Source organism: Actinomadura latina NBRC 106108 (genome assembly GCF_001552195.1).
GTDB lineage: Bacteria > Actinomycetota > Actinomycetes > Streptosporangiales > Streptosporangiaceae > Spirillospora > Spirillospora latina.
Window position 1 is genome coordinate 122,955 of record NZ_BCQS01000005.1, and the last position, 12,367, is coordinate 135,321.

General features: G+C 73.6%; 13 protein-coding genes. 3 read left to right on the plus strand and 10 right to left on the minus strand.

Annotated features, from left to right (window positions below; translation table 11 throughout):
• Window positions 1-51 precede the first annotated feature (51 nt).
• From AL2_RS06870 to AL2_RS06915, 10 genes are all read right to left on the minus strand, one after another.
• The gene (locus AL2_RS06870) at window positions 52-543 is read right to left on the minus strand and encodes a vitamin K epoxide reductase family protein (RefSeq protein ID WP_083946138.1); all 492 of its coding nucleotides are present in this window, start codon (window positions 541-543) and stop codon (window positions 52-54) included.
• A 173-nt stretch (window positions 544-716) separates the two neighbouring features.
• The gene (gene trpA, locus AL2_RS06875) at window positions 717-1,529 is read right to left on the minus strand and encodes a tryptophan synthase subunit alpha (RefSeq protein WP_067631005.1); all 813 of its coding nucleotides are present in this window, start codon (window positions 1,527-1,529) and stop codon (window positions 717-719) included.
• A complete protein-coding gene (trpB, locus tag AL2_RS06880) occupies window positions 1,526-2,764 on the minus strand; it encodes a tryptophan synthase subunit beta (RefSeq protein ID WP_067631006.1) in 1,239 nt (412 codons plus the stop codon). The genes trpA and trpB overlap by 4 nt, the downstream gene beginning before the upstream one ends.
• Before the next feature lie 129 nt (window positions 2,765-2,893).
• Window positions 2,894-3,700, minus strand: coding sequence for an indole-3-glycerol phosphate synthase TrpC (gene trpC / locus AL2_RS06885; protein WP_067631008.1), 807 nt, complete (start codon window positions 3,698-3,700; stop codon window positions 2,894-2,896).
• A gap of 126 nt (window positions 3,701-3,826) precedes the next feature.
• On the minus strand, window positions 3,827-4,276 hold the full coding sequence (locus tag AL2_RS06890; protein WP_245666416.1) for a DUF2752 domain-containing protein: 450 nt from the start codon (window positions 4,274-4,276) through the stop codon (window positions 3,827-3,829).
• A 63-nt stretch (window positions 4,277-4,339) separates the two neighbouring features.
• Window positions 4,340-5,026, minus strand: a complete 687-nt coding sequence (locus AL2_RS06895) for a response regulator transcription factor (RefSeq protein ID WP_067631012.1) — start codon at window positions 5,024-5,026, stop codon at window positions 4,340-4,342.
• Window positions 5,023-5,610, minus strand: coding sequence for a Trp biosynthesis-associated membrane protein (locus AL2_RS06900; RefSeq protein WP_067631013.1), 588 nt, complete (start codon window positions 5,608-5,610; stop codon window positions 5,023-5,025). Before AL2_RS06900 ends, AL2_RS06895 begins: the two co-directional genes overlap by 4 nt.
• The gene (gene hisI / locus AL2_RS06905) at window positions 5,607-5,990 is read right to left on the minus strand and encodes a phosphoribosyl-AMP cyclohydrolase (RefSeq protein ID WP_067631014.1); all 384 of its coding nucleotides are present in this window, start codon (window positions 5,988-5,990) and stop codon (window positions 5,607-5,609) included. The genes AL2_RS06900 and hisI overlap by 4 nt, the downstream gene beginning before the upstream one ends.
• A 92-nt stretch (window positions 5,991-6,082) precedes the next feature.
• Window positions 6,083-6,289: a cold-shock protein gene (locus AL2_RS06910; protein WP_018657218.1), complete on the minus strand. Its 207-nt coding sequence runs from the start codon at window positions 6,287-6,289 to the stop codon at window positions 6,083-6,085.
• 247 nt (window positions 6,290-6,536) lie between these two features.
• Window positions 6,537-7,220 carry a TIGR03085 family metal-binding protein gene (locus tag AL2_RS06915; protein ID WP_067631016.1) on the minus strand — a complete coding sequence of 228 codons (684 nt, stop codon included), beginning with the start codon at window positions 7,218-7,220 and terminating at the stop codon, window positions 6,537-6,539.
• A 196-nt stretch (window positions 7,221-7,416) separates the two neighbouring features.
• Between AL2_RS06915 and AL2_RS06920 the strand changes: the two genes are divergently transcribed.
• The 3 genes from AL2_RS06920 to AL2_RS06930 all read left to right on the plus strand — a co-directional run bounded on the left by AL2_RS06920 (window position 7,417) and on the right by AL2_RS06930 (window position 12,328).
• Complete coding sequence (locus AL2_RS06920) at window positions 7,417-9,231, plus strand: ABC transporter ATP-binding protein (RefSeq protein WP_067631018.1); 1,815 nt, start codon at window positions 7,417-7,419, stop codon at window positions 9,229-9,231.
• Window positions 9,228-11,009, plus strand: a complete 1,782-nt coding sequence (locus AL2_RS06925) for an ABC transporter ATP-binding protein (protein WP_067631020.1) — start codon at window positions 9,228-9,230, stop codon at window positions 11,007-11,009. The genes AL2_RS06920 and AL2_RS06925 overlap by 4 nt, the downstream gene beginning before the upstream one ends.
• 62 nt (window positions 11,010-11,071) lie before the next feature.
• A complete protein-coding gene (locus AL2_RS06930) occupies window positions 11,072-12,328 on the plus strand; it encodes a hypothetical protein (protein ID WP_157438047.1) in 1,257 nt (418 codons plus the stop codon).
• Window positions 12,329-12,367 lie beyond the last annotated feature (39 nt).

A 12,367-nucleotide genomic window follows, 5' to 3' on the forward strand; every position in this document is an offset into this window, starting at 1 on the left:
CCTATGCGTGCGGACCCGGCGCCGCCATCGTGCGGCGCGGTAACGGGGAGATTAGTCGACCTGACCGATCCGTCGGAATTCGTCGGCCAGGACGAGGAGGAACAGCAGCACGGTGACGGCGTGGACCCCGGTGCACCACAGGCAGATCTTGTGCAGGACCGCCAGCTCGACGGTGACGAGGTAGACCACCATGAGCACGCCCACCGACACGCCCGCCACCCGGCCCCAGCGCAGCGGCGGCCATGTCGAGCGCAGCGCCCACGGCGTCAGCAGCGCGCCGAACCCCACGAAGAACGCGAGGCCGAGCAGCGGCATCGGGATGCCGAGCAGCGTGGAGTAGTCGCTCGTCGTGACCGCGTGGCAGTCGATCGTCGAGGTCGCCGAGCACACCAGCGCACCCTCGTCGTAGTGGGTGATCGTCAGGTAGACGGAGATCCCGAACCCGGCGAGCGTCAGCAGCCACGCCGCGACCTGGAACCATGCGGGCGGCAGCGGCGGCGACGCCGTCTTGGCCCGGCCTTCCGCCGTCATCTCTTGCGTCATCGTGTTCCTTCCGGGACCCGCCTCCTCCGGCGAACACACCTTACGGGAGACCGGCGGTACCACATGCAACAACTGGGCGGCGGCCGTCCGGAGTTCCCGGCGCGACGCAAAGCCCGCGCGGAAACGTTTTTTCCGCGTTCCGCGCGGGCCTCCGGAGCATGTCCGGAATGTGATCAGCGGCCGGCGCGCACGCCCGCCGCCAGCTCCTCGGTGAACGACCTGACCGCGGCCAGCCCCGCCTTGAGGTCGGGGGCCTCCAGGACGCGGCGGACGAACGCCGACCCGACGATCACACCGTCGGCGAACCCGGCGATCTCGGCGGCCTGCGCGCCGGAGCCGACGCCGAGTCCGAGCCCGATCGGCAGCCCGGTCCCGGCCTTGTCGATGATCGCGCGGGTCCGCTCGACCAGGCGCGGGGCGCCGGTGTCGACGGCCGAGCGGGCGCCGGTGACGCCCATCAGCGACGCCGCGTACACGAAGCCGCGGCACAGCCCCGTGATCGTCTCGATGCGCTCGTCGGTGGAGCTGAGCGCGACGAGGAACACCCGGTCGAGGCCGTGCGCGTCGGACGCCTCCAGCCAGTCGCCGCCCTCCTCGGGTGTCAGGTCGGGAGTGATCAGCCCGGACCCGCCGGCGGACGCGAGGTCGCGGGCGAACCGGCCGGCGCCGTAGTGGTCGACGGGGTTCCAGTACGTCATGACGAGGACCGGGGCGCCGGCGGCGGCGACGGCCTCGACCGTCCGGAACACGTCCGCGACGCGGGCGCCGCCGACGAGTGCCTGGTGGACGGCGTCCTGGATGACGGGGCCGTCGATCATCGGGTCGCTGTAGGGCAGGCCGAGCTCGATGACGTCGCAGCCCGCGTCCACCATGGTCTTGGCGACCTCGACGGCGCCGTCGACGGTCGGGAACCCGGCGGGCAGGTAGCCGACGAGCGCCGCCCGCCCCTCGGCCTTCGCCTTGTCGTAGGCGGTCTGGACGCTCACTGGGCGTTCCCTCCCCGGTCCTCCGGCATCAGCCCGAAGAAGGCGGCGGCCGTGTGCATGTCCTTGTCGCCGCGTCCGGACAGGCACACCACGATGGTGGCGTCCGGGCCCAGCTCCCTGCCGACCTTGAGCGCGCCGGCGAGCGCGTGCGCGGACTCGATCGCCGGGATGATGCCCTCGGTGCGGCACAGCAGCGCGAACGCGTCCATCGCCTCCGCGTCGGTGATCTCGCGGTACTCGGCGCGGCCGGTGTCGTGCAGCCACGAGTGCTCGGGCCCGACGCCGGGATAGTCGAGGCCGGCGGAGATCGAGTGGGTTTCGAGGGTCTGGCCGTCGTCGTCCTGGAGCAGGTAGGTCCGCATGCCGTGGATGACGCCCAGGGAGCCGCCGACGAGGGTCGCGGCGTGCCTGCCGGACGCGACGCCCTCGCCGCCCGCCTCGAACCCGTACAGCCGGACGGACTCGTCCGGGACGAAGGCGTGGAAGGTGCCGATCGCGTTGGAGCCGCCGCCGACGCAGGCGACGACCGCGTCCGGCAGGGCGCCCGTCATGTCGATGCACTGCTGCCGCGCCTCGACGCCGATGATGCGCTGGAAGTCGCGGACCATCATCGGGAACGGGTGCGGGCCCATGACCGAGCCGATGCAGTAGTGGGTGTCGTCGACGGTCGCGACCCAATCGCGGAACGCCTCGTTGCAGGCGTCCTTGAGGGTGCGGCTGCCGGTCTTCACCGGGATCACCTCGGCGCCGAGCATCCGCATCCGGGCGACGTTGAGGGCCTGCCGCTCAGTGTCGACCTCGCCCATGTAGACGGTGCAGGTCAGGCCGAGCAGGGCGGCGGCGGTGGCGGTGGCGACGCCGTGCTGCCCGGCGCCGGTCTCGGCGACGAGCCGGGACTTGCCCATCCGCTTGGTGAGCAGCGCCTGGCCCAGCACGTTGTTGATCTTGTGGGAGCCCGTGTGGTTGAGGTCCTCGCGCTTGAGGAGCACGCGGGCGCCGCCCGCCTGCTCCGAGAAGCGCTTGGCCTCGGTCAGCAGGCTGGGGCGTCCCGCGTAGTTCGCGAGGAGGTCGTCCAGCTCCGCGGTGAAGGCGGGGTCCCGCTTGGCCGCCTCGAACTCGCGGGTCAGCTCGTCCAGCGCCGCCATCAGCGCCTCGGGCGCGAACCGGCCGCCGAAGCGGCCGAAGTGGCCGGTGGCATCAGGTACAGCACCGCGCGCGGCGGTGTCCGTGGTCATGGGAAAACGCGTCCTGTCGTGGGAGAAGTGAGTGGGGTCGGCGGGGTCCTGGACTAGCCCCGCCATCGCTCCCGGAGCGGCTCGGCCTGCATGCTCCCACCCTATCCAGTCGGCATCCGGTCGGCCCGGTCAGCCGCTCTGCCGCAGCGCCGGGTGGGCACCCGCGGCGACGAGGTCGGCGACCGCGGCGCGCGGGTCCCGGCCGATGACGAGGCTCTCCCCCACCAGCACGGCGTCGGCGCCGCTGGAGGCGTAGGCGAGCAGGTCGTGCGGGCCCCGCACCCCGGACTCGGCGATCTTCACGACGTCCTTGGGGATCGTGGGCGCGACGCGGGCGAACACCCCGCGGTCGACCTTGAGGGTGCGCAGGTCGCGGGCGTTCACGCCGATGACCTTGGCGCCCGCCTCCACCGCGCGGGCCGCCTCCTCCTCGGTGTGCGCCTCGACGAGCGGCACCAGCCCGATCGACTCGGCCCGCTCCACCAGCGAGACCAGGGCGTCCTGCGGCAGCGCCGCGACGATCAGCAGCACCATGTCGGCGCCCGCCGCGCGCGCCTCCCACAGCTGGTAGGAGGTGACGATGAAGTCCTTGCGCAGGATGGAGACGCCGACATTGGCGCGGACGTCGGCGAGGTCTTCGAGGCTGCCGCCGAACCGGCGCCGCTCCGTCAGCACGCTGATCACCTTGGCGCCGCCGGCCTCGTAGTCGCGGGCGAGCGCGGCGGGGTCGGCGATCGCGGCCAGCGCGCCCTTGGACGGGCTGCTGCGCTTGACCTCCGCGATGACCGAGACGCCCGGGCCGCGCAGCGCGCCGAGCGCGTCCCGCGGGGCGGGGGCCTTCGCCGCCCTCTCCTTGAGGGCGTCGAGCGGGACCTCGCGCTGCCTGTCGGCGAGATCGGCCCGGACGCCGTCGATGATCTCGTCCAAAACGCTCAAGGTCGCAGGCCCCCTATTTCAGGTCGTTCCGTGCACTATATCGATCGGCGGGACGGCCCCCCGAACCGCCCGTCCACGACGCGGGGCAAGCCCGCCAGCCGACTAAGGGGCCGGCTAAGGGGCCGGTTAAGGTGCCAGCGCCTGGGCGAAGGGCAGGTTGCGGACGATCCAGTAGACGAACACCAGGCCGAGGAACGCGTACACCACCGGCTGCCTGAACAGCACGGTGCGCATCGGCAGCCCCCTGGCCGTCTGGACCGTCCACCGGACGTAGAGGTAGCCGAACACCGGCAGGAGCACGAACAGCAGCGGGTTGAGCCCGAACGCGGCGCCCACGTCGCCGTGCGTCAGCGCGTAGACGAGCCGCGTCATCCCGCAGCCCGGGCAGTAGTACCCGGTCAGTGCCAGGAACGGGCAGCCGGGATAGTGGCCCGCCTCGTTCGGATCCCCCCGGAACGCCACGACCAGGGACCCGGCGACCACGCCTCCGAGCACCGCCGCCTGCGGCAGCAGCGCCCGCCACCCCTGCCCGGGCGCGTGCGAGTGCTCTTGCGGCGGAACGGCTACCCGAGTCACACGTCCACGATAGGCGAGCCCGGTTCGAACCCCGGCCCCGGGAGTCCGAACCCCGGCCACCGGCTACGGGACATCCCCCCGGTGCGCATCGAGCACGTAGCCGATGCCGCGGACGGTCCTGATGGGGGTCCCTTCGCCCAGTTTGGCGCGGAGCTGCGCGACGTGGACGTCCACGGTGCGGCTGCCGGCGCCGGCGCCGGGCCCCCAGGCGGCGTCGAGGAGCTGCTCGCGGGTGAAGACGCGGCCGGGGTTGGCCATGAGGAATTCGAGCAGGTCGAACTCGGTGACGGTGAGGGTGACGCGGCGGTCGCCGGTGACGGCGGTGCGGTCGCGGGGATCGAGGGCGATCGGGCCCGCGCGCAGCGGCGGCGCCGGCGCCTCGGCAGGGGCGCCGCGGCGCAGGGCCTCGGCGACGGCGGCGACGAGGACGCGGGGGCCGAACGGGCGGTCCACGCGGTGATCGCCCAGCGAGCGGTCGATAGCGGGGTCCAGCGGGCCGGTGACGGCCACGACCGGGGCGGGGCGGGCGGCTTCGGCGACGCGGCGGTACAGGTCGGCGGGCAGCGCGGCGGTGGACAGGTCGAGGACGACGACGTCGGCGCGGGCGCGCTCGGCGGCGGCGGGCGCGCGGCCCGGGTCGGCCTCGATCTCGACGTCGAAGCCCTCCCGGGCGAGGTAGCGGCGCTGCAGCTCGGCGACGGCGGGATCGTGCTCGACCACGAGCACGAGGCCGCCACCGTCGCCGGTCATGGGCGGCCGTTCCGCTGGGCGGTCGGGTCCTCGCCGCGGTCGAGGGAGCGCCAGAGCGCGGACGGGTCGTCCGGCTCCTTCGCGGGCTCGCCGGCGCCCGGGCGTTCGTAGCGGGCCGACATGCCGGGCCAGCGGGCGCCGCGCACGGCCGTGACCAGGCCGCCGACGGCGAGCAGCACGCCGCCCGTGACCGAGACCAGCCACCACAGGTTCACGTTGAGGGCGGGGTCGGCGCCGAGCTTCAGCAGGGCGCTCTGGTCGCCGGCGGCCGAGAGCACGTTGGAGCGCTGGACGGCGGCGGCCGACGCGTAGGCGATCCCCGCGCCGAACAGGGCGATGAGGACGCCGACGGCCGCGCGCACGCGGCCGCGGGTGGCGAACAGGGCGGCGAGGCCGGCGAGTCCGGCCCAGCCGAGGGCGCCCGCCGCGCCGCCGAGGTCGCCGCCGGTCAGCGTCTGGGTGAAGGGGGTGATCGCGTCCTCGGCCTTGGCGGTGGCCCAGGTGCGGCCGGCGGCGAGCAGGGCGAGGCCGGCGCCGGCGGCGCACAGCAGCGCCGCCAGGCCGCGCTCGCGCCCGGGCGTCATGCGCTCTGCTCGGGGCGTTCCCCGACCACGGCGGGCAGGACGTCGGCGTCCCAGCAGGTGCGGTCGCCGGTGTGGCAGGCGCCGCCGACCTGGTCGACCCGCACCAGGACGGCGTCGGCGTCGCAGTCCAGCGCGACCGACTTGACCCACTGCTGGTGGCCGGAGCTCTCGCCCTTCACCCAGTACTCCCGCCGGCTGCGCGACCAGTAGGTGCAGCGGCCGGTGGTGAGGGTGCGGTGCAGGGCCTCGTCGTCCATCCAGCCGAGCATGAGCACCTCACCGGTGTCGTACTGCTGGGCGATGGCGGGCACGAGGCCGTTCGGGTCGCGCTTGAGCCGGTCGGCGATCTTCGGGTCCAGGTTGGACGGGGGTGCGGACATGACCCGAAGTTTATTGCGCCCCCGGTCCGGCATGGACGAAAGGGCCCGCTCCCCGGCGGAGGGGAACGGGCCCGGACGTACGACTAAGGGTGTTACAGGGGGACGACCTGGTCGGCCTGCGGACCCCGGTTACCCTGCGTCACCTCGAACTGGACGCGCTGGTTCTCGTCCAGCGTGCGGTATCCGGAGGACTGGATGGCCGAGTAGTGCACGAAGACGTCCGGGCCGCCGCCGTCCACGGCGATGAATCCGAAGCCCTTCTCGGCGTTGAACCACTTCACGGTGCCCTGCTGGGGCATGTCTTTCTCCTTGCGGCAAAACCTGGGCCCACACCTCGCGGGCCCGTGCGGTCGCTGCGGAACGCTCTCGCCCCCGGTACGGTCCCGGAAAAGCCAAAACGCCCGCTGCCATCAGTCCGCGGGCGTCTGCACGATCGAGAACCACGACTGCAACCGACGGGGCCACAGTATCACCGCTTCCGCGTAAAGCGGAGGAGCCGCAAGGCGCGCGATTCTCCTCCTGGCGAACCATGCCGTTACCTGGCCGTTAAAGACTCCAACCGGTCTCCGTCAGGGTCTTGACAGCCTCCGTGGCCCCGGTGAGGCGGACGTCCGCGACGTCGCGGCGGCCCAGCGCCCACAGGACGAGTTCGCCGACCGGGCCGTGCACGCGGACGGCGCCGCCCGCATTCCGGCGGGCGTCCCGGCCTGGGCCCGACACCCGGAGGCTCCGGCCGTCCGGTTGCACGAGCGTTACCTCGACGTGGACTTTCCTTAGGACAAAGCGGGCAATTCTTATCCGCCGCCAGAGCACTTCCTCGAGTTCCGGCGAGATCTCCCGGCGCTCCCAGTCGGGACGTGCGCGCAGGACGTCCTCATGGTGCACAAAGAACTCGACACCGTTCGCGATTTTGTCAACTCCCGGAAGCGCGTACGGCGAGAACTTCGCCGGCCCGTCCCGAAACCGTTCGACGAGCCGGTCGAACGGGACGGCCCGCGCCGTGCGGCGCCGGACGCGCTCGGTGTAGAAGGACAGCGGGGGCAGCACTATTCCGGGTGCGGCGTCGGGGCGGTTCTCCCGGACCACCAGATGCGCGGCGAGATCGCGGGCGTCCCAGCCGCCGCATTTGGTGGCCGCGTCCGGCCCCGCGTCCGCCAGCGCGCCGGCCAGCAGCAGCCGCTCGCGGCGCACCGGGCCGGGATCGGCGAGGCCGTCCTCGGGTGTGCTCATCGTCCGATCGTAGGCCGCGGCGGGACGGGCCGGGAATAAGCGCCGCGGCCGGGTGGTAGGCATGTGCGGGCCCGCAGATCCCCTCACCGCGGTCGAAGGGGGCATGTGCAGGGCTTCGTGATGACCGGGTCGTGATCAAGGAGTCGCCGTGCCACCTGCGTCCAGACGCGTCAGCCCGCACATCCTCAGGGAGGGGATGGGCGTGCTGTGGGTCGCGGTCAAGGCGGAGCCGCGGGTGTTCACGGTGTCGGTGCTCGCCAGCGCGCTGTACGCCGCGATGACGGTGGCGACCGCGAAGGTCCTGGGCTGGGCGACGGAGAAGGTCGTGCTGCCGGCGTTCGAGTCGGGGAGCACGACGGCCGGGGCGCTGGCCGGCGCCGCCGCCCTGATCCTGGGGGTGGCGGCGCTGAAGGCGCTCGGCGTCGCCGGGCGACGCTTCTACGCGGGCCTCATGCAGTACCGGATGCAGGCGGCCTACCGCCGCGCGGTGACCCGGCAGTACCTGCGGCTGCCGCTGGCGTGGCACCACCGGCATCCGACCGGGCAGCTGCTGTCCAACGCCAACGCCGACGTGGAGGCGGTGTGGGCGCCGATCGCGCCGCTGCCGATGGCGGTCGGCGTGGTGTTCATGCTGCTGATCTCGGCGGTGTCGATCCTGGCGACGGACGTGGTGGTGGCCGCGGTCGGCTTCCTGGTCTTCCCCGCCGTCGCGCTGATCAACGTCGTGTACCAGCGGCGGCTGTCGCCGGTCGCGACCCGCGCGCAGCAGCTGCGCGCGGAGGTCAGCGAGGTGGCGCACGAGAGCTTCGAGGGCGGCCTGGTGGTCAAGACCCTCGGCCGGGAGGCGGCCGAGACGGGCCGGTTCCGGGAGCGGGCGGAGGCGCTGCGGGACGCCAACGTCGCGGTGGGCCGGATCCGCGGGCTGTTCGACCCGGTGCTGGAGGCGCTGCCGAACCTGGGCGTCCTCGCCGTCCTGCTGATCGGGTCGCTGCGGCTGGAGTCCGGCGCGATGTCGCCGGGCGACCTCGTGAACGTCGCCTACCTGTTCACCCTGCTGTCGTGGCCGATCCGGGCGCTCGGCTGGGTGCTCGGCGAGGTGCCGCGCAGCGTCGTCGGGTGGGAGCGGGTCCGCGGCGTGCTGGACGCCAGCGGCTCCCTCCCCTACGGCGACGGCGCGCTGGACGGCGCCGGCGCGGCGACCGGCCTGGAGGTCCGGGAGATCCGGTTCGCGTACGAGGCGGACGAGAAGGGGGACGAGGAGGGGGACGGCGGCGGGCACCACGTCCTGCACGACGTGTCGTTCGCCGCGTCCCCCGGCCGGACGATCGCGGTGGTCGGCCCGACGGGCTCCGGCAAGTCGACGCTGACCTCGCTGCTGGTCCGGCTGGTCGACCCGGCGGACGGCTCCGTCCTGCTGGACGGCGTCGACCTGCGCGACGTCCGGCGCGGCGGGATCGCGGCGACGGCGGCGCTCGTCCCGCAGCAGACGTTCCTGTTCGACGACTCCGTGCGCGGCAACGTGACGCTCGGCCTCGACGTGCCGGACGAACGCGTCTGGGAGGCCCTGCGGCTGGCCCAGGCGGAGGGGTTCGTCGCGGCGCTCGCCGACGGTCTCGACGCGCTGGTGGGCGAGCGCGGCGCGACGCTCTCGGGCGGGCAGCGGCAGCGGCTCGCGCTGGCCCGCGCCCTGGTGCGCCGGCCGCGCCTCCTCGTGCTGGACGACGCGACGTCCAGCGTCGACCCGCAGGTCGAGGCGCGCATCCTGCAGGGCCTGCGGGAGGCGCAGTCGGACGAGGCGGGCGGCGCGACCGTCGTGGTCGTCGCCTACCGCAAGGCCACCATCGCCCTCGCGGACGAGGTCGTCTACATGGAGCACGGCCGCGTCGTCGCGCGCGGCGCCCACACCGACCTGCTGGAGAGCTCGGAGGGCTACCGCGACCTCGTCAACGCCTACGAGCGGGCCGAGACGGAGCAGGAGTCCGTCGAGGGCGGCGAGGAGGCCCTGGCATGACGATCCTGAACACGACCGCGACGACCGAGGGCGCGATCAGCACCCTGAAGCGCGGGTTGCGGCTCAGCCCCGAGTTCGCCGCGGGCCTCACCGGCACGATCGTGCTCGCCCTGGTCTCCACGGCGGGCCGCGTGGTGGTGCCCATCGCCGTCCAGCAGACGGTCGACAAGGGCATCGGCCGCCCCGGCGGCCCCGACATCGCCTTCATCCGGACGGCGGTGCTGCTGTGCGCGGCGGCCGTGCTGGTGACGGCGGTGTGCGCGTACCTGATGAACGTGCGGCTGTACAAGACGTCCGAGGGCGGCCTCGCGGCGCTGCGCGTGAAGGCGTTTCGGCACGTCCACGACCTGTCGATGCTCACCCAGAGCGGGGAGCGGCGGGGCGCGCTGGTGTCGCGGGTGACGAGCGACGTCGACCAGATCAGCCAGTTCATGCAGTCCGGCGGGCTGATGTTCATCGTGTCGATCGGCCAGCTGTTCGTGGCGAGCGTCCTGATGGTCGTCTACTCGTGGCAGCTGGCGTTCCTCGTGTGGGCGGCGTTCCTGCCGCTGGCGTTCGCGCTGCGCCGCTTCCAGCGGATCCTGTCGGCGGCCTACTTCCGGGTCCGCGAGCGCATGGGCGACCTGCTGGCCGCGGTCGGCGAGTCGGTCGTGGGCGCCCCGGTCATCCGCGCGTACGCGTCGGAGGAGCGCACCGGCCGGCGGGTGGACGAGACCGTGGAGGCGTACCGGTCGGCGCAGACCCGCGCGCAGGCGATGGTCGCGCTGACGTTCCCGGTCAGCGAGCTGGTCGCCGCCCTGGCGACGGGCGCCGTCGTCATCGCCGGCACCCTGCTCGGCATCGCCGGCGAGGTGTCGGCCGGCGAGCTGATCGCGTTCCTCTTCCTGGTCACCCTGTTCGTCAGCCCGATGCAGACGGCCACCGAGGTCCTGAACGAGGCGCAGAACGCGATCGCCGGCTGGCGCCGCGTGCTCGGCGTGCTGGACACCGTCCCGGACGTCGCCGACCCGGGCGACGGGGGCGAGACGCTGCCGCGCGGCCCGATCGAGGTGCGGTTCGAGTCGGTGGGGTTCGCCTATCCGGGCGGCCCGCCCGTCCTCCACGACGTGAACGCGGCCATCGCGCCTCGCAGCCGCGTCGCGATCGTCGGCCAGACCGGCTCCGGCAAGACGACGTTCGCCAAGCTCCTGACCCGTCTCATGGACCCGGCCTCGGGCCGCGTCCTGGTGGACGGCGTGCCCCTCACCGACGTCCGCTTCTCGTCCCTGCGCGAGCGGGTCGTGATGGTGCCGCAGGACGGGTTCCTCTTCGACGCGTCCCTCGGCGACAACATCCGCTACGGGAAATTGGACGCCTCCCGTGAGGACCTCGTCCTCGCCCTCACCGAACTGGGTCTCGCCGACTGGCTGGACGGCCTCCCGCAGGGCCTGGACACGCCGGTCGGGCAGCGCGGCGAGTCCCTCTCGGCCGGTGAGCGCCAGCTGGTCGCGCTGGCCCGCGCCTACATCGCCGACCCGGACCTCCTCGTCCTGGACGAGGCGACCTCGGCCGTCGACCCGGCGACCGAGGTCCGCATCCAGCGCGCCCTGGACGGTGTCACCCGGGGCCGCACCGCGATCGCCATCGCGCACCGCCTCTCCACCGCCGAGGCGGCCGACGAGGTGATCGTCTTCGAGGCCGGCCGCATCGTCCAGCGGGGCCCGCACGCCGCCCTCGTCGCCGAACCCGGCGTCTACGCGGACCTGCACGCCTCCTGGACGGCCCAGCGGGAGATATGAGGGCACGACTGCCTGGGGTAAAACACTTGCCCGTTATCTGGTCTGGTGCGCATTCTGGCGGGGTGAGCAACGAGGTCGTCTTGGAATCGGCGGGCACACTGCACGGTCAGCTGCAGCGAGGGCTCGGGAGGGGCGCGCGGCGCGCGGCGGACAGGCGCGGGGCGGGCGAGTACGTGTACGCCTGCGTGCGGCGGGATCCGCGGTGGGACCGGCAGTGCGAATCACGGCGGCTGTACTACGCCCGGTTGCTGGTGGATCTGGAGTTGCCGGTCGGGCCGGTGGCCAAGCATCTCTTCGATCCGTCCGACCACACCGATCCGGACGACTGGCGGGTCGACCTGGCCTTGGGCGTGCTCGCGGACCTGGTGCGGCTGAGCCGGCGGGAGGCGGCCGCGCCGCTGCGGCAGTACGCCGAAGAGGGCGCGCAGTGGTTCGACGCGGTCGTGGAGCTCATCGACCTCGAAGACCCGGCACTGACGATCGGTTTGGACGAGCTGGTGGCGGCCCGGTGCGACGACGCCGACCTGGCGCTGCTGGTACCGGCCGGGCGCAACCCGGTGATCGAGGCGTGGGCGGCCCGGCAGCCGCGGGTGGCGGCGGCGCTGGAGCGGCAGCGGGAGGCGGGACGGGCGGCGCGGCGCGCGATGGTCACGGCCCCCGGGCGGGGCGCGCAGAGCGAGGACGAGCTGCTGGAGCTGGCGCGGCGGCGCGGCGAGGGCGCCATCGCGGCGATCTTCGAGCTGGGGCGGCGGCGGACGCCGGCGCTGCTCGACCTGGCCGAGGAGCTGCTGCCGCAGCGGCCGAGCAGGGTCGGCGGCGCGGTGTGCCGGGCGCTGCGGGACTACGGGCCCGAGACGCTGCCGCGGGCGCGGGCGTGGGCGGCGGCCCGCGGCGGCTGCGCCGACATGGGCCTGCGCATCCTCGCCCGGTACGGCACCCGCCAGGACATCCCGCTCCTGATGGACGAGCTGCGCGGCGCCGTCGCCCGCCGGGAGTGGGGCGGCGCCGCCGGCCCGATCGAGGGCCTCGGGCGGCTGCGCGCCGGGGAGGCCGTCCCGCTGCTGAAGACCGCTTGGACCGAGTCGACCTACGCCTACCTGAGACCCCGCATCCTGACCGCGTTGACGAGAACCGCGCCGCACACCGCCGAGTCCTACAGCGTCGAGGGCCTGTGGGACTGCGAGGAGGGCGTGCGCGCCGAGGCCGCCCGGTCCGCGCCGCTCACCCGCGAGACGGGGCTGCGGCTGCGGCGGCTGCAGCAGGACGGCGCCGAGGAGCCCGGCGTCCGCGCGGCGGCGGGGGCCCGCCTGATGACCTGAGCACTGCGGTGAACCCCGCCGGGGCGGGATGCGTATTCA

Bases quoted from the DNA above. Each gene is read 5' to 3' on its own strand.
- AL2_RS06910 (WP_018657218.1), bottom strand. From the start codon at position 6,289: ATGCCCCAGCAGGGCACCGTGAAGTGGTTCAACGCCGAGAAGGGCTTC.
- AL2_RS06870 (WP_083946138.1), bottom strand. From the start codon at position 543: ATGACGCAAGAGATGACGGCGGAAGGCCGGGCCAAGACGGCGTCGCCG.
- AL2_RS06915 (WP_067631016.1), bottom strand. From the start codon at position 7,220: ATGAGCACACCCGAGGACGGCCTCGCCGATCCCGGCCCGGTGCGCCGC.
- AL2_RS06895 (WP_067631012.1), bottom strand. From the start codon at position 5,026: ATGACCGGCGACGGTGGCGGCCTCGTGCTCGTGGTCGAGCACGATCCC.
- AL2_RS06920 (WP_067631018.1), top strand. From the start codon at position 7,417: ATGGGCGTGCTGTGGGTCGCGGTCAAGGCGGAGCCGCGGGTGTTCACG.
- hisI (WP_067631014.1), bottom strand. From the start codon at position 5,990: ATGTCCGCACCCCCGTCCAACCTGGACCCGAAGATCGCCGACCGGCTC.
- AL2_RS06925 (WP_067631020.1), top strand. From the start codon at position 9,228: ATGACGATCCTGAACACGACCGCGACGACCGAGGGCGCGATCAGCACC.
- AL2_RS06900 (WP_067631013.1), bottom strand. From the start codon at position 5,610: ATGACGCCCGGGCGCGAGCGCGGCCTGGCGGCGCTGCTGTGCGCCGCC.
- trpB (WP_067631006.1), bottom strand. From the start codon at position 2,764: ATGACCACGGACACCGCCGCGCGCGGTGCTGTACCTGATGCCACCGGC.